Below are 16,590 nucleotides of genomic sequence, written 5' to 3'. Positions count from 1 at the left end.
GGGCAAAGATCCATCGGCTATCATTTATAATCGTCACGCTTTTTGATTAAAATCACGAGGAATCAGACAGATAAAGGCCAACATCCGGAGGCACAGGTCGAATCATCCTTGACTGCATAGAAGCAGATCCTAACAACAAAGTTGAGACCCATTATCATGCCAATAAGCCTAGGGCAGGCATTCGCCAAGAACTTCTTGGGCAATGCACCACAGTGGTACAAAAACGCCATCTTGCTATTTCTGGTGATCAATCCGATCGCCTTCCACCTTGATCCTTTCATTGCGGGCTGGTTACTGGTCGTTGAATTTATCTTCACCCTGGCCATGGCCCTCAAGTGCTACCCCCTGCAACCGGGTGGTCTGCTCGCGATCGAAGCCGTGTTGATCGGCATGACCTCCGCCGATCAGGTCAAACACGAGCTGGTCGCCAATATCGAAGTGCTGCTGCTGCTGGTGTTTATGGTGGCAGGTATCTATTTCATGAAGCAGTTGCTGCTCTATGTCTTCACCAAGCTGCTAATCGGCGTACGCTCCAAGATCCTGCTCTCCCTCTCCTTCTGTCTGGTCTCCGCCTTCCTGTCAGCTTTTCTCGATGCACTGACGGTCATTGCCGTGGTGATCAGCGTTGCCACCGGTTTCTATGCCATCTATCACAAGGTCTCTTCCGGCAAGGGATTTGGGCATACACATGACCACACCCATGATCAGGAAGTAAAGGAAGACCACTATCAGGCTCTCGAGCAGTTCCGCGCCTTCCTGCGCAGCCTGATGATGCATGCCGCCATCGGTACCGCGCTGGGTGGTGTCTGCACCTTGGTGGGCGAGCCGCAAAACCTCATCATCGGCGAGCAGGCTGGCTGGCACTTTGGCGAGTTTGCCATTCGTATGTCCCCCGTCTCGCTCCCCGTCTTTATTTGCGGTTTGCTGACTTGTGTGCTGGTCGAGAAGATGGGATGGTTCGGTTATGGCGCCAAATTGCCGGAGTCGGTGCGCGCCATCATGGAGGAGTACAACCTGCATGAGAATGCCAAACGCACCCAGCAGGACAAGGCCAAGCTGATGGTACAGGCTCTGATCGCCATCTGGTTGATCGTCGGCCTGGCTCTGCATCTTGCAGCGGTAGGATTGATTGGCCTCTCGGTTATCGTGCTGGCAACCTCGTTCACCGGTATTACCGAAGAGCATGCTCTGGGCAAGGCCTTTGAAGAGGCGCTGCCCTTTACCGCCCTGCTGGCTGTGTTTTTCAGCGTGGTCGCCGTCATCATCGATCAGCAGTTGTTCAAGCCGGTGATCCAGTGGGTTCTTTCGGCGGAACAAGAGCAACAATTGGCGCTTTTCTATGTAGCCAACGGTCTACTCTCCATGGTCAGTGACAACGTCTTTGTCGGGACCGTCTACATCAACGAAGTCAAGACTGCCCTGCTCAATGGAGCCATCGACCGCGCCCAGTTCGATCTGCTGGCGGTAGCCATCAACACAGGTACCAACCTGCCGTCGGTCGCTACCCCCAATGGTCAGGCCGCATTCCTGTTTATGCTCACTTCGGCATTGGCTCCGCTGCTGCGCCTCTCCTATGGCCGCATGGTCTGGATGGCGCTGCCCTACACCCTGGTGCTGGGGCTGGTCGGCTTTTTCTCTGTCGAATTACTGCTTGGCCCTGCCACAGAGTGGTTCTATCAGCACGGATGGCTGGTGATGGAGAGTGCGCTGCCAGCGGTACAGCCAGCGCTGCATTAATCCATTGCGACGGTTTCCGAGGGCCCTTTCAGGGCCCTTTTCTTTTCTGCCCCGCTCTGCTCTAATTCAGCCACTGTTTTTTCTGAGAGATCAATGAGATGATCGAGTTTCTCCGCCGTATCGCCGCCCATCGGCTGGCTTGGGGCCTGTTGGCAGCATCAGCCCTGTTCCTCGAGTTGTGCGCCCTCTTCTTCCAGCATGTGCTGGGCCTCTCCCCGTGCGTGATGTGTGTTTACGAACGGTTGGCGACCCTGGGTGTGCTGGCCGCCGGTTTGCTCGGCATGGTGGCGCCGGATAAGTGGTATGTTCGCTGGAGTGCCATGTTGCTGTGGGGCTACAGTGCCTTCCGCGGCTTCCAACTGGCCCTCAAGCATGTGGACTATCAGGTCAATCCCTCCCCGTTCAACGTCTGCAGCCCGTTTGCAGACTTCCCGAGCTGGGCTCCGCTCGATCAGTGGCTCCCCTGGCTCTTTATGCCGGAAGGGGATTGTGCCCAGATCACCTGGCAGTTCTTCGGTTACTCCATGCCCCAGTGGCTGGTTGTCATCTTCGCCGCTTACCTGCTGGTCTTCACCGTGGTGGCCATCGGCAATCTGGTGAAAGGGCGTTGCTGCAACTGAGTATCATGCCCGTGTGGAGATAAAAAGGGGGGAGCCATGATGGCTCCCCCCTTTCTCGTTCTGGCTGACCGTATTTCTGGTTACGCCCTGGCAGTGCTCATCTTGGCCTTGACCGCGCCAATTACCATGGGCAACAGGGAGATACCGATGATGCCGAAGATCAGCAGGGTAAAGTTGTGACGCACCACCGGCAGATTGCCAAAGAAGTGGCCGGCATAGACGAAGGAGAGTACCCACAGCAGACCGCCAACCAGGTTGAACGCCAGGAAGCGCGGATAGGTCATGGCCCCCATCCCTGCCACGAACGGCGCAAAGGTACGCACAATAGGCAGGAAGCGGGTGATGATGATGGTCTTGCCGCCATGCTTGGCATAGAAGGCGTGGGTCTTCTCCAGATAATCCCGGCGGAAGATTTTGGAGTCCGGGTTGCGGAACAGCTGCTCGCCGAAGAAGTGACCAATGGTGTAGTTGACCACGTTGCCCAGCACGGCAGCGATGATCAGCACGGCCGCCAGGGTATGAACGTCCAGCACGCTGCCCACGGTAAGCGCACCGGCGGCAAACAGCAGGGAGTCACCCGGCAGGAACGGCGTCACTACCAACCCGGTTTCACAGAAGATGATCAGAAACAGGATGGCGTAAACCCAGACGCCATAGTTCTCGAACAGCTCTTTCAAATGCACGTCAACGTGCAGGATAAAGTCGATTGCAAAGAGGATCAGATCCATTTTTTCCATACCCATAAAGTGAACGGCGTGGAGTCTACGCCAATGCTATTCGGGCGACAATCACCGGCCAGCCTCTTTTTCATCCTGCAGAGCCCACCTTCAAATGAAACCGTTTTTCTGCTTCCTTCGAGGGTGGGAGTACAAGGAGATATGCCGAGCGCCGTGTTGAAAAGGTGAACTAGGAGGCCTGTTCCAGATCGCTGCGCACTGCGGGGGGCAAACAACGCTCCCAGCACCATAGCAACACCAGCAGCAGGGTCACATCATCGAACCAGCCCAGCAAGGGCACCACGTCGGGAACAAGATCCACCGGACTGATGCCATAGAGCAGGATAAGGATCACCAGGCCCCTTGCCCACCAGGGGGTAGCGGGATGGCGAAAGCCATGATAGAGACGACACAGTCGTTGCCAGACAACCCAGCGTTTGCGGCTCATGACTCGATCAGCTCGCCGCGCAACCGCTGGATCTGATCCCGCAGTGCCGCCGCCTGCTCGAATTCCAGATCTCGCGCATGCTGGAACATCTGCTCCTCCATCCGCTTGATCTCTTTGGCAATCTCGCTGGCAGAGCGGACATGGTACTCCCCTTGCGGTTCGGCGGCTTTGCGACTCCCCTTGCCCACTTTGCCTGCAGTGCGGCTGCCCCCCATGTCCATCACATCCCCCACCGACTTGTTGAGCCCTTTGGGAGTAATGCCGTGCTTGAGGTTGTGGGCATGCTGCAAGGCGCGGCGCCGCTCGGTCTCCTCGATTGCCACCTTCATGGAGTTGGTGATGGTATCGCCGTAGAGGATGACCTTGCCGTTGAGGTTGCGCGCCGCCCGGCCGATGGTCTGGATCAGCGAGCGGGTCGAACGCAGGAAGCCCTCTTTATCCGCATCCAGAATGGCCACCAGCGACACCTCCGGCATATCGAGACCTTCCCGCAACAGGTTGATGCCCACCAGCACATCGAACTTGCCGAGACGCAGATCGCGGATGATCTCCACCCGCTCTACGGTATCGATGTCGGAGTGGAGATAGCGCACCTTGACCCCGTGCTCCGCCAGATATTCGGTCAGATCCTCCGCCATCCGCTTGGTCAACGTAGTGACCAGCACCCGCTCCTCGATGGCAACCCGCTTGCGGATCTCGGAGAGCAGATCGTCCACCTGAGTAGTCACCGGACGCACCTCGATCTCCGGATCGAGCAGGCCGGTGGGGCGCACCACCTGCTGTACCACATCGCCGCCGGACTTCTCCAGCTCGTAGGGGCCGGGAGTCGCCGAGACAAACACTGTCTGCGGCATCAGCGCTTCAAATTCGTCAAACTTGAGTGGCCGGTTGTCGAGCGCCGAGGGGAGCCGAAAGCCGTATTCCACCAGGGTCTCCTTGCGGGAGCGGTCCCCTTTGAACATGGCGCCGATCTGCGGCACCGTGACGTGGGACTCGTCGATGATGAGCAGGCCGTCCCCCGGCAGGTAGTCAAACAGGGTGGGTGGCGGTTCCCCCGGCGCACGGCCGGAAAGGTAGCGGCTGTAGTTCTCGATGCCGGAGCAGTAGCCCAGCTCCTGCATCATCTCCATATCGAACTGGGTACGCTGGCTGATCCGCTGCTCCTCCACCAGTTTGTTGAGGGACAACAGCTGCTCGCGGCGGCTGCGCAGCTCTTCCTTGATATGTTCGATAGCTCCCAGGATAGTCTCTCGCGGGGTGGCATAGTGAGTCTTGGGGTAGATGGTGTAGCGCACCACCGTCTGCTCAATGGCGCCGGTCAGCGGGTCGAACAGGGAGAGCCGCTCCACCTCCTCATCAAACAGCTCTACCCGCAGCGCCAGCTTGTCCGATTCGGCGGGGTAGATGTCGATCACCTCGCCGCGTACCCGGAAGGTACCGCGCTGGAAGGCCATGTCGTTGCGGGTGTACTGCAATTCGGCAAGACGGCGCAGGATATCCCGCTGGTTGATCACATCCCCCACTTTGAGATGCAGCATCATGCTCAGATAAGCTTGGGGATCCCCCAGACCATAGATAGCCGATACCGAGGCGACAATCACCACGTCGCGCCGCTCCAGCAGTGCCTTGGTGGCCGACAATCGCATCTGCTCGATGTGATCGTTGATGGAGGCATCCTTCTCGATGAAGGTGTCGGTGGTCGGCACATAGGCTTCGGGCTGATAGTAGTCGTAGTAGGAGACGAAATACTCCACTGCATTATCTGGGAAGAACTCCTTCATCTCGCCGTAGAGCTGGGCGGCCAGGGTCTTGTTGGGCGCCAGAATCATGGTGGGGCGGTTGAGGGTCGCGATGACATTAGCCATGGTGAAGGTCTTGCCCGAGCCTGTCACCCCGAGCAGGGTCTGGTGGGCCAGTCCTGACTCGATGCCGTCGAGCAGTTGGGCAATCGCCGCAGGCTGATCCCCGGCGGGTTTAAACTGGCTGGCTAACTTGAACAATTTGCTCATGAACACTCCCGACACAAAACAGCAGAGGAGCAGTGTAACCGAGGGTTTGGCAGCGGTATACCCGCGCCATCATCCCGCGAATGGCTTGACCACCTCGGACACCTTCTGTATGATGCCCCTCCTTGCATGATGTTCCCCCGTAGTTCAGTCGGTAGAACGGCGGACTGTTAATCCGTATGTCACTGGTTCAAGTCCAGTCGGGGGAGCCAATTCCTCACCATCTCGGTGCAAGTTATCCACTTTAGTGCCCTCTCCTGCCAAATTTAATGCACAAGCTCCTTCTTGCTGCCGATGCTCCCTTTTGTTACCAGTTCCGGCTCGACAGAGTTTTCTCCTGTCACACCTAACTATTTGATTTTTATGCAAACATTTTTCTTCCGGTATTTTTTGAACAGCCCTTGCATCCCAGTACTGGCGCGGCTTTGAGGGCGATGAACAAGATTCATAAACAGGGTTATCCACAGATTCTGTGGGTAAGTACAGCAAACCCTGTCAGGACGCGGGATTGCCCGTGATAGCCCCCGACGAAGAGTCATTTTGCTGGCCAACCTGATTTTATGCTGTTTTTTTGCCCCCTCAGGAACAGCGGGGTGACAGGCTCTATTGGCACTTTTCGGAGGTATCTTTTTGCCAACCCTTTCCCCGAGGGCGGGTGAGTAGATATCAACCTGATTTGGCCCTCTGCCAGCAATGACTGCTATCGGTTGAATCTGCTGAAACTGATCCCTGTCGACCGGCTGGACAGCAGAATCTAAAATATCTGCCTGCGCCAAAGAGCTTCGGTAGCGGGCAGCATATTTCACTAATTGACATCGGCAATGGCAGTAAAAATCCCCTGATTTCATTCGCGTGTCTCCCTATCACGCCACCAGCGTCATAAATAGCGCCCAATAACAACCGATTAATCGTCCCTTTGCGCTTCTTTATTGGGGATAGATCCGGCACAATATCGGCCCCACTTTTTTCCTCGGTTTTTCCGGGCATGACCATAGATTTTGTGACACTGCTACATCAAAGCGACTCCCTGCTGCTCTTCGTGGTACTGGCTTTTGGCCTGCTGCTTGGCAAGGTGCGAATTGGCAACTTTCAGATTGGCAACACCATAGGTGTGCTGTTTACCGCCCTGCTGTTTGGTCAGATGGGCTTCGAGTTCACCGCCACGACCGAGAACGTCGGCTTCATGCTCTTCATCTTCTGCGTGGGGATCGAAGCCGGGCCCCACTTCTTCAGCGTCTTCCTGCGCGATGGCATCCACTACATCACCCTGACTCTGGTGATCCTGCTGACCGCCCTCTTTCTGACGGTAGGGCTGGCCAAGTTCTTTAATCTGGGGCCCGGGATGGCGGCCGGCATTCTGGCGGGATCGCTCACCTCGACTCCTGCGCTGGTCGGTGCCCAGGATGCCCTGCGCAGCGGTCTGCTCAACCTGCCCCATCAAACCGACATGCAGGCGGTGCTCGACAACATGGGTATCGGCTACGCCCTGACCTATCTGGTGGGTCTGGTTGGCCTGATGCTGGTCGTGCGATACCTCCCTTCGCTGGCACGGCTCGATCTCAACACCGAGGCGCAAAAAATTGCCCGTGAGCGGGGTCTCTCCGACAGCGACAGTCGCAAGACCTACCTGCCCATCATCCGCGCCTATCGGGTTGGCCCCGAATTGGCAGCCTGGATCGGTGGCCGCACCCTGCGCGAGACCGGCATCTACCCCCACACCGGCTGTTATGTGGAGCGGATCCGCCGCAACGGCATTCTCGCCAGTCCCGATGGCGATGCCGTCATTCAGGAAGGGGATGAGATCGCTCTGGTGGGCTATCCCGAGAGCCACGAGAAGCTGGACGTTAACTACCGCAACGGTAAAGAGGTGTTTGATCGCAACCTGCTCGACCTGCAGATCGTCACCGAAGAGATCGTGGTAAAGAACGACTCCGTGGTCGGCCGTCATCTGGTGGAACTCAACCTGACCGAGAAGGGGTGCTTCCTCAACCGGGTGGTGCGTTCCCAAATCGAGATGCCGTTCGATCGCAACATCATGCTGCAAAAAGGCGACGTGTTGCAGATCAGCGGCGAAAAACAGCGGGTCAAACTGCTGGCCAACAAGATCGGCTTTATCAGCATCCACAGCCAGACCACGGATCTGGTGGCGTTCACCACCTTCTTTGTGCTGGGGCTGCTGATCGGTTCCGTCTCGCTGGTGTTCGGCCAGATTGAATTTGGCCTCGGCAACGCGGTCGGTCTGCTGCTGGCAGGCATTCTGATGGGGTATCTGCGGGCCAACCACCCGACGGTCGGCTACGTGCCTCCGGGCGCCCTGCGACTGGCCAAGGATCTTGGTCTGGCGGTCTTTATGGTGAGCACCGGTCTCAAGGCGGGTGGCGGCATTCTGGACCACCTGAGCGAAGTGGGTGCCGTGGTGCTCTTCTCCGGCATGCTGGTCACCACCCTGCCGGTACTGGTCGGCTACCTGTTCGGGGTCTGGGTATTGAAGATGAACCCGGCCCTGCTGCTCGGCGCCATCACAGGTGCCCGTACCTGCGCCCCCGCCATGGATGTGGTCAACGAGGCCGCCAACAGCTCCATTCCGGCGCTTGGCTACGCTGGTACCTATGCGGTGGCCAACGTGATGCTGACGCTGGCAGGCTCCTTTATCATCGGCTTCTGGTTCTAACCAACTGCCATCAAGTTACCGCTAACAAAGAAGGGAGCCTCAAGCTCCCTTCTTGCTATCTGCCTTTCTCCCAAGATGCGGAGCTGGCTCATTGGTGTGATCTCACCTGACACCAACCATCTGCGCTGTCTGCCCCCTACCCACAATGGTTGATGCTCTGCTCTGCTCTGCTCTGCTCTGCTCTGCTCTGCTCTGCTCTGCTCTGCTCTGCTCTGCTCTGCTCTGCTCTGCAATGAGTGATGGCAGATCACGGAAACAAAAAAAGCGCCCTGAGGCGCTTTTTTCATATCAACCGGATGATCAGCCTTTGAACTTGCTGAACACCAGAGAAGCGTTGGTACCGCCAAAGCCGAAGCTGTTGGACATGACGGTGTTGAGCTCGGCCTCTTCGTACTCGCGCACGATGGGCAGACCTTCCGCTTTCTCGTCCAGAGTCTCGATGTTGATGCTGGGGGCGATAAAGCCGTGCTCCATCATCAGCAGGGAGTAGACAGCCTCGTGCACGCCGGCAGCGCCCAGCGCATGACCGGTCATCGCCTTGGTGGCGGAGATCTTGGGACCGTTGGCGCCAAACAGAGTCTGGATAGCTTCCAGCTCCTTGGTATCGCCAACCGGGGTGGAGGTACCGTGGGTGTTGATGTAATCAACCTTGCCGACACCCTGCATTGCCATCTTCATGCAACGCACAGCACCTTCACCACTCGGGGCAACCATGTCGTAGCCATCAGAAGTAGCACCGTAACCTGTCAGCTCGGCATAGATGTGAGCACCACGGGCCAGAGCATGTTCCAGCTCCTCAACCACCAGGATGCCGCCGCCACCGGAGATAACGAAACCATCGCGGTTCGCATCATAGGTACGGGAGGCTTTTTCCGGCGTGTCGTTGTACTTGGTAGAGAGCGCGCCCATGGCATCAAACTGGATGGTAGAGGACCAGTCCAGCTCCTCGCCGCCACCAGCGAAGACCACATCCTGTTTGCCAAGCTGGATCAGCTCCAGCGCGTGACCGATGCAGTGGGCAGAGGTTGCGCAAGCTGAGCTGATGGAGTAGTTAACCCCCTTGATCTGGAACGGGGTGGCCAGACAGGCAGAGGTGGTGGAAGACATGGTGCGCGGCACCATGTAAGGGCCCACACGCTTGACCCCTTTCTCACGGGCGATGTCCACTGATTCGGAGGTATTCTTGCCGGAGGCACCACCAGAACCGACCACCAGGCCGGTACGCTCGTTGGATACCTGATCTTCCGCCAGACCGGCATCTTCAATGGCCTGCTGCATGGAGAGATAGGCGTAGGCCGCAGCGTCGCCCATGAAACGCATGACTTTACGGTCGATCAGTTCAGACGGATCGAGTTTGATGTTACCCCAGACACGGCTGCGCAGGTTGTGCTGCTCGAACTGCTCGGAATAGGTGATGCCGGATTTACCTGCTTTCAGGGAGGCCAGCACTTCTTCCTTGTTGTTGCCGATACTGGAGATGACGCCGATACCGGTGATCACTGCTCTTCTCATTAATTCATCTCGTCTGGAAAAACTGGCGCCAAGTCTACCCGCTTTCGGCTGCCAAACTGGTCTGCTTTCACGTAGAATGCCCGCGATTTTGTGACGCGAGCCGAGGAAAACGTGAGTCAAACATCCTTACATCATGCCCGATTGGACTGGAATGAAGCGGGAACTCCTGTCTCCAGTGACTTCGGGGATGTGTACTTTTCCAATGATAACGGTCTAAGTGAAACCCGCTACGTCTTTTTGCAGCAAAACCGGCTACCTGCGCGATTTTCGCACCACGATAGTGACAGTTTCGTGATAGGTGAAACAGGTTTCGGCACAGGCCTTAACTTTCTGGCGACAATGCAAGCCTTCCTGGAACAGGCGCCTCAATCCGGCAACGGCTCCCGTCTGCACTTCATCAGTTTCGAGAAATTCCCCCTGACCCGGGACGATCTGCGCAAGGCGTTGGCCGCCTGGCCTGAACTTGGCCACTTGAGTCAGGATCTTGTCGCCCAGTGGCCGCTGCCGGTCTCCGGTTGCCACCGCCTGCATTTTGCGGATGGCCGCATTCGCCTCGATCTCTGGTTTGGCGACATCAAGGATATGCTGCCGCAAGTGCCTCACTGGGCAGAGGGGCTGGTGGATGCCTGGTATCTGGATGGTTTCTCCCCGGCCAAGAACCCGGAGATGTGGACACAGGAGCTGTTTGATGGTCTCGCTCGCCTCGCCCGTCCCGATTGCTCCATCGCCACCTTTACCTGTGCCGGTTTTGTCCGTCGCGGCCTGATTGCCGCCGGTTTTGCCATGAAGAAGGTGAAGGGCCACGGTAGCAAGCGGGAGATGCTGGTGGGGGATCGCACCGACAAGCAGCCGCAGCAGACCATAGTCCCTTGGTATGCCCGTCCTGCCGGACGCGCTGGCGAGGTGGTGATCATCGGCGGCGGCATCGCCTCGGCCATGACGGCGCTCTCTCTGGTGGAGCGGGGTCGCAAGGTGACGTTGCTGTGTGCAGATGGCGAACAGGCCACCGGCGCCTCCGGCAACCGCCAGGGGGCGCTTTATCCGCTGCTCAACGGCGAGCACGATGCCCTGTCACGCTTCTATTCCCTCGCCTTTGGCTATGCCCGCCAACGGCTGCTGGCGTTGGCCGAACGCCATCCTATCGCTTTCGAATTATGCGGAGTGACCCAGCTCGGTTATGACGACAAATCGGCAGCCAAGTTGGTGAAAATGAGCCAGGGCCCCTTCCCGTCCGAACTGATGCATCCCCTCTCTACAGCAGAGGTAGAGCAGGTGGTTGGCCTGCCCTGTGGCCACAGCGGCGTCAGCTATCCGCTGGGAGGCTGGCTCTGTCCGGCCGATCTCACCCGAGCCGCTATTAAAGAAGCACAAGCCAGCGGCCTGCTTGAGGTGGTGTTCAACACCGAGGTGGTTGCCATTGCCGAGCAGACAGATGCTTGGCACATAGAGAGCCAGGATGGCCGCCACTGGCAGGCCCCCAATCTGGTGGTCGCTGCCGGTCATAAGTTGCCAGCACTGCTCCCCTTTGCCGAGCTGCCGCTCTATCCGGTGCGCGGTCAGGTGAGCCATGTGCCGACCTCGGCCAGCTTGCGTCAGCTCGAGACCGTGCTCTGCTACGATGGCTACCTCACACCTATGCACAACGATCAACACTGTATTGGTGCCAGCTATGGCCGCAACCAGAGCAGCCTTGAGTTTCGTGCCGAGGAGCAAATCCAGAATCAGGTGCGGTTGCAAGCCTGCCTGCCGGAGCAAACCTGGCCCGCCGAAGTGGATGTGAGCGGCAACGAGGCGCGCGTAGGGGTGCGTTGTGCCAGTCGGGATCACCTTCCGGTGGTGGGGCCAGTGGCCAGATTGCAAGGTCTGGCGGATCACTATGCGCAGCTGCAGCATGATCAGCACAATGCCCAGCCACTCCCCCTTCACCCCGGCCTCTATGTGCTGGGGGCGCTCGGCTCGCGGGGCCTCTGCTCGGCGCCGCTTTGTGGCGAGCTGCTCGCCAGCGAGATTTGCGGCGCTCCGCTGCCGCTGGCCGCCGATCTGCTGGAAGCGCTCCACCCAGCCCGTTACTGGGTACGCAAGCTGCTCAAGGGCAAAGCGCTGGTCTAAACCGGACTCTGTAAACAAACAGAATGGCCGCCCATCGGGCGGCCATTCTATTTATCAAATCGTGCGATGCTGGATATTGCGTCTTGAGATAGCGCTCACTTGGGCCAGTGCACACCCAGCTGCTCGCCGTAACCAGTCTGACGCTGGAAATCGTCTACCCTTGCCTTAACCTTGTTCAATTCGCCACTGCCCGCAGCCCAGGCGGCATAGCGCAATGCCTGGCAATCTGCATGGCCTGGTAGTGCCGCAATCGCCCCGCCCACCTGATTTCCGCCTTGCAGCACCATCTCTTTGAAACGGGATTCATAGTCAAACATGCTGGAGAGCAGCCGCCCCCAGCGTTGGCGAGCAGGGTCACTCCCCTCCGAACTCTGACGCCAGCGGGGCAACAATACGGTGGCATGAGTCGTTACCGTAACCCGTTTGAGCTGGCAGCGTCCCGGCAACTGGTCGGTTTCCAACTGCCACTCCATCTGATAACTCGCCTTGCCGAGAACAGGCTTGCCATTCACCTTGGGGGCACTCTGGGCAATCGCTCGGGCCAGTTGATCTGACTGGGCAGCGCTTATCTCATAAAAACGGACATTGATGCGGGACTCTGGCACCACTTGCGGCCGGCTCGGCTGAGCCTGACTCATCAGGGGTAACAGCAACAGCACGCTCCCCACTACTCCATAAACCTTGCTGACCATGCCAGACTACCTTCCTTGATTGCACGGGCGGAGTACCAACCTTGGTGAAACCCACCGCCACACAGATGACGGGTATAGCCTATGTGTGACCAAGAGGCGGCGCAATACAATGATGAGCCCAGAAATCAGAGCAAGCTCACAGGTTGCGTGAGCAAAGTATGGCACAAGGATGAAACTGTATTTTTATTGAGCAGCAGGACTGATGCGCTGCCAGTTGAGGTGATAGTTTTTCACATTGATGTCATGACCATCTATCTGAATAAAATGATCATTTTTAAGACGATTGGCAAAAAAGTCCTGATCTGCCCCCTCATTGAGCCACAGTTCGCAAAGTCCCCGTTTTTCCTCTTTGGCATAGAATCTCGGGGTGACCAGCAGCGCGACCCCATCTACCCGAATGGCATGACGGGCCAGGCAGTTTGCTTCGGTGGTTTTGGATGCCAGCGCGGCAAAACGGGGTTTCTTCCCCTCGGCAACCACCAGTACGCCGTAAGAGTGAGGAGCCATGAGACGCCGCATGGCGACCGCCTGATGAGGACCGGTTTGATGAAAACCGTCATTGGTTACTGCAAACACGCAAGTAGGTGAAAATAGCATCGCGAGCAGGAAAAGAGAGCGTTTAATGCCTGAAAAATCACCAACCACCATATAAAAGCCTCAAAAGACAACCAAGGCTGGCAAGGGTAGGTAGCCAAACCCGCTGGGTAAAGTACCTTTACCTTTCTTTAATTCTGTTCATGGGGTTAAACGTTGATTTAGTTCACACAACATCCTGTTTCCAGTCGCCACTCTACCCCTATCGGAATAGACTCCCTCCACTCTCATCCAATCAGAAGGCAACATATGCTGGAACTCATCGTTGGCACCCTGGTCACCCTGGTGGTGGGCCGTGCCATTTTCAAAGGATACTCCGCGACCGGGGTGCTGCTGAGCGGCGGCTTGCTGCTGCTGGTCATCACCGCCATGATGGGCAAGCCGGTGCTGCCGAGCAAGGTAGTCAGCACCGGTTATATCGCAACCGATATCTTCGAATACGTCCGCTTCCTGCTCAATGACCGTGGCGGTGGACTGGGGATGCTGATCATGGTGCTGTGCGGCTTTGCCGGCTACATGAGCCATATCGGCGCCAACACCATTCTGGTCAAGCTGGCCAGCAAACCGCTTGGCATCATCAAGTCCCCCTATATCCTGCTGGTGGCTGCCTATCTGGTGGCCTGCGCCATGTCGCTGGCGGTGAGCTCCGCCACCGGCCTCGGCGTGCTGTTGATGGCTACCCTGTTCCCGCTGATGGTCAACATGGGGATCTCCCGTGGCGCGGCAGCCGCCGTGTGCGCCTCGCCAGCCGCCATCATTCTGGCACCGACCTCCGGTGACGTGGTGATGGCCGCCCAGGCCGCCAACATGCCGCTGCTGGATTTTGCCTTCAAGCTGACCCTGCCCATCTCGCTGGTGGCGATCGCCTGCATGGCGGTGACCCACTTCTTCTGGCAGCGCTACCTTGATCAAAAATCCGGTGAGCACAACGAGCCGGTCGCCCCGGGTGATCTGGTGACGACTGCGCCCGCTTTCTACGCCATCCTGCCGTTCACCCCCATCATCGGGGTACTGGTGTTTGACGGTAAATGGGGTCCACAGCTGGACATCGTCACCATCATCGTGATGTGCATGGTGCTGGCCAGCCTGCTGGAACTTGTCCGCATCCGCAATGGCAAGGAGCTGCTGGACGGTCTGCAGGTCTGCTGGCGCAACATGGCTGACGCCTTTGCCGGTGTGGTCATGTTGCTGGTCGGTGCCGGCGTATTTGCCCAGGGTCTGATGACCATCGGCTTTATCGACACCCTGCTGGCTCACGCTCAGGATCTCGGCTCCGGCGGCCTGATCATGATGCTGTCGCTGGTGGTGATCACCACCCTGGCAGCCTTTACCACCGGCTCGGGTAATGCCCCCTTCTACGCTTTCGTGGAGCTGATCCCCAACCTGGCCAGCAGCCTTGGCATCAACCCGGCCTATCTGGTGATCCCGATGCTGCAAGCCTCCAACCTGGGTCGCACTATTTCTCCGGTCTCCGGGGTGGTGGTCGCCTGTGCGGGGATGGGCAAACTCTCGCCGTTCGAGGTGGTCAAGCGCACCAGTATGCCGGTCGCCGTCGGCCTGCTGGTGGTGATCATCGCCACCCAGATCATGGTACCCGCCTGATCGCAGACCAGCCCGGCACCCTGCCGGGCTGGTATCCTCCCCCCCCTTTGCAGTAGACTCGGTGCTCATTTTCCCGCTAAGGAGGACCGAGATGAGTATTACGGTTCAACTTGCCCATTTCAGTGATTGCCACTCCCACTTCGATGGCGCGCCCATGAGCTTCTCCCCTGTCGGTGAAAGTCAGTGGCGCACCCAGTGCGGCGGTTATGCCCGGATCCTGACCCGACTGACCCAACTGCGTGCCAAAGCCGCAGCAGCCGGCCAGCGTTTTCTGTTTCTGCACGGTGGCGACTCCTTTCAGGGCTCTCTCTATTTCAACCGCTTCAAAGGGCGCGCCAACGCCGACCTGCTCGCCATGCTGGCCCCCGATGCCATGGTACTTGGCAACCACGAATTCGATCTGGGCAACGGCCCACTGGTGGAGTTCTTGCGCCAGCTCGATTTTCCGGTGCTGGCCGCCAATCTGGACAACAGCCAGGAGCCTGCCGACACAACCCTCGGGCTGTGGGATATCCCCCACCTCTACGATGCCCATCAGCCCTGGCATCGCCGGGTGATCGACGGGGTTCCCTTTGCGCTGCTCGGCATCACCCTCGCCCAGATGGCCGCCATCGCCAACCCGGATCCCCACACCCGTTTCCACGCAGTGGCTGACACCCTCAGCAAAGTGCTGCGGGAGATAAAGAGCGAAGGGATCCAGCATATCGTGCTGCTGAGCCACCTCGGGCTGGATCAGGACAAGCTGCTGGCCGAGCGTTTCCCCGAGCTCAGCCTCATCATCGGTGGCCACACCCACAGCCTGCTGGGGGATCTCGCGCCGCTGGGTCTGCCAAGCGAAGGCAGCTATCCGCTGATGAACAACGGGGTGGCCATTTTGCACGCAGGCCACAGCGCCCTCTGCCTCGGCGTCTGCGAGCTCACCTTCGATAAGGCGGGCCGTGTCGTACAAAGTGAGGGGCAGCTGGAGTGGCTCCCCTGGCAACCCTGGCCGTTCGCCTCCACGCCACCCGCCGGGCTCACCTTCTGCGAGCCGGATCCACAGCTTGAACAACATCTGGCCAAACGCTATCGGCCAGAGATCGAGACCATGAGCCAGCGCATCGTCACCCGACTGGCAGCGCCACTGCACCATCAGCGGCTGCCGGATGCCACCTTGCCCCATGGCAGCCAACTCGCCCCGCTGGTGGCCCGCGCCATGCTGACCGCCGCCTGTGAACAAGTGGGTGAGGTAGACTTTGCCCTGCACAATGCTGGCGGCGTGCGCTGCTCGCTGGAGCCTGGCCCCCTGAGCGAAGCGGATATCGCCGGTCGCCTGCTGCCCTTTGCCATTCCCCTCACCCTCTATCGGGTGCACGGTCACGAGTTGGCGGAAGCACTGGAGAATGCCATCGACAACGCCACCAATAACGGCGTGGTCGGCAATGGTAACGGCAGCTTCCCCTACACTGCGGGAATACGATTCACCTATCAGGCCAATCGGCCCAAGGGCCAGCGCATCACCCGACTGGAGTGGGAAGCCGCCCCCGGCCAGTGGCAAACGGTCAATGCCGAACAGGTCTATCGGGGGGTGTCGAGCGCCTATACCGCCTCCGGCAAGGAGGGTTACACCGCACTGGCGCGTACCCTGACCCAGCACAACCAGGAGCTCGGCATCACCCTGGCCGATGCTTTTATCCGCTGGGCTCGCCACCTGCCAGCGCTGGAAGCGCAGCCGCCTCTGGTTGAGTACTTCAGTTGATATCGGGGGATGCCTTTGCCACATCCCCCTGATGGCCTATATTGCCGCAGCCAGCGCCCGGTTCCCTCCAGGAACCGGGCTTTTTCGAGAATATTTGTCCCACACGGGCCCGCCCCATTGCATCGTACTCACTAGCTCGGCAAGA

General features: G+C 58.5%; 13 protein-coding genes and 1 tRNA gene. 7 read left to right on the top strand and 7 right to left on the bottom strand.

What is annotated here, in order from left to right; all coding sequences use genetic code 11:
• Nucleotides 1-156: 156 nt before the first annotated feature.
• Complete coding sequence (gene nhaB, locus G5367_RS00180) at nucleotides 157-1,737, top strand: sodium/proton antiporter NhaB (RefSeq protein ID WP_042055887.1); 1,581 nt, start codon at nucleotides 157-159, stop codon at nucleotides 1,735-1,737.
• A 98-nt stretch (nucleotides 1,738-1,835) separates the two neighbouring features.
• Entirely contained in the window at nucleotides 1,836-2,357 is a 522-nt protein-coding gene (gene dsbB, locus G5367_RS00175; RefSeq protein WP_005336895.1) for a disulfide bond formation protein DsbB, read from the top strand.
• An 80-nt stretch (nucleotides 2,358-2,437) separates the two neighbouring features.
• Here dsbB and G5367_RS00170 read toward each other — a convergent pair whose 3' ends face one another.
• The 3 genes from G5367_RS00170 to uvrB form a co-directional block, all read right to left on the bottom strand.
• Nucleotides 2,438-3,085, bottom strand: a complete 648-nt coding sequence (locus tag G5367_RS00170; protein WP_040069761.1) for a DedA family protein — start codon at nucleotides 3,083-3,085, stop codon at nucleotides 2,438-2,440.
• Nucleotides 3,086-3,263: 178 nt separating this feature from the next.
• The gene (locus G5367_RS00165) at nucleotides 3,264-3,521 is read right to left on the bottom strand and encodes a YkvA family protein (protein ID WP_421243524.1); all 258 of its coding nucleotides are present in this window, start codon (nucleotides 3,519-3,521) and stop codon (nucleotides 3,264-3,266) included.
• Nucleotides 3,518-5,530 (bottom strand): excinuclease ABC subunit UvrB, encoded by a 2,013-nt coding sequence (uvrB, locus tag G5367_RS00160; protein ID WP_421243523.1) that lies wholly within the window; start codon nucleotides 5,528-5,530, stop codon nucleotides 3,518-3,520. Before uvrB ends, G5367_RS00165 begins: the two co-directional genes overlap by 4 nt.
• A gap of 133 nt (nucleotides 5,531-5,663) precedes the next feature.
• On the opposite strand from uvrB, the gene G5367_RS00155 reads away from it, so the two are divergent.
• Nucleotides 5,664-5,739 (top strand) — tRNA-Asn (locus G5367_RS00155).
• A gap of 138 nt (nucleotides 5,740-5,877) precedes the next feature.
• On the opposite strand, the gene G5367_RS00150 is transcribed toward G5367_RS00155, so the two are convergent.
• Nucleotides 5,878-6,375, bottom strand: a complete 498-nt coding sequence (locus G5367_RS00150) for a hypothetical protein (RefSeq protein ID WP_005345978.1) — start codon at nucleotides 6,373-6,375, stop codon at nucleotides 5,878-5,880.
• Nucleotides 6,376-6,512: 137 nt separating this feature from the next.
• Between G5367_RS00150 and G5367_RS00145 the strand changes: the two genes are divergently transcribed.
• Complete coding sequence (locus tag G5367_RS00145) at nucleotides 6,513-8,198, top strand: aspartate:alanine antiporter (RefSeq protein WP_033115819.1); 1,686 nt, start codon at nucleotides 6,513-6,515, stop codon at nucleotides 8,196-8,198.
• Nucleotides 8,199-8,498: 300 nt separating this feature from the next.
• Here G5367_RS00145 and fabB read toward each other — a convergent pair whose 3' ends face one another.
• Nucleotides 8,499-9,710: a beta-ketoacyl-ACP synthase I gene (fabB, locus tag G5367_RS00140; protein ID WP_421212377.1), complete on the bottom strand. Its 1,212-nt coding sequence runs from the start codon at nucleotides 9,708-9,710 to the stop codon at nucleotides 8,499-8,501.
• A 90-nt stretch (nucleotides 9,711-9,800) separates the two neighbouring features.
• On the opposite strand from fabB, the gene mnmC reads away from it, so the two are divergent.
• The gene (gene mnmC, locus G5367_RS00135) at nucleotides 9,801-11,819 is read left to right on the top strand and encodes a bifunctional tRNA (5-methylaminomethyl-2-thiouridine)(34)-methyltransferase MnmD/FAD-dependent 5-carboxymethylaminomethyl-2-thiouridine(34) oxidoreductase MnmC (protein WP_421243522.1); all 2,019 of its coding nucleotides are present in this window, start codon (nucleotides 9,801-9,803) and stop codon (nucleotides 11,817-11,819) included.
• Nucleotides 11,820-11,914: 95 nt separating this feature from the next.
• Here the strand turns inward: mnmC and G5367_RS00130 are convergent, their stop codons facing one another.
• Together G5367_RS00130 and G5367_RS00125 are read right to left on the bottom strand one after the other, a co-directional pair.
• Nucleotides 11,915-12,511: a DUF922 domain-containing protein gene (locus G5367_RS00130; protein WP_337073813.1), complete on the bottom strand. Its 597-nt coding sequence runs from the start codon at nucleotides 12,509-12,511 to the stop codon at nucleotides 11,915-11,917.
• 183 nt (nucleotides 12,512-12,694) lie between these two features.
• Nucleotides 12,695-13,159: a hypothetical protein gene (locus G5367_RS00125; protein WP_005345994.1), complete on the bottom strand. Its 465-nt coding sequence runs from the start codon at nucleotides 13,157-13,159 to the stop codon at nucleotides 12,695-12,697.
• A gap of 195 nt (nucleotides 13,160-13,354) precedes the next feature.
• Between G5367_RS00125 and dcuC the strand changes: the two genes are divergently transcribed.
• Together dcuC and G5367_RS00115 are read left to right on the top strand one after the other, a co-directional pair.
• Entirely contained in the window at nucleotides 13,355-14,707 is a 1,353-nt protein-coding gene (gene dcuC / locus G5367_RS00120) for an anaerobic C4-dicarboxylate transporter DcuC (protein WP_158111151.1), read from the top strand.
• A 91-nt stretch (nucleotides 14,708-14,798) separates the two neighbouring features.
• Nucleotides 14,799-16,445 carry a bifunctional metallophosphatase/5'-nucleotidase gene (locus tag G5367_RS00115; protein ID WP_421243521.1) on the top strand — a complete coding sequence of 549 codons (1,647 nt, stop codon included), beginning with the start codon at nucleotides 14,799-14,801 and terminating at the stop codon, nucleotides 16,443-16,445.
• Nucleotides 16,446-16,590 lie beyond the last annotated feature (145 nt).

It is taken from the genome of Aeromonas sp. 604282, assembly GCF_049170575.1.
In the GTDB taxonomy this organism is placed as follows: domain Bacteria; phylum Pseudomonadota; class Gammaproteobacteria; order Enterobacterales; family Aeromonadaceae; genus Aeromonas; species Aeromonas veronii_A.
Note: the sequence above shows the minus strand (reverse complement) of the source record. Positions and strands in the feature narration are given on the sequence as shown.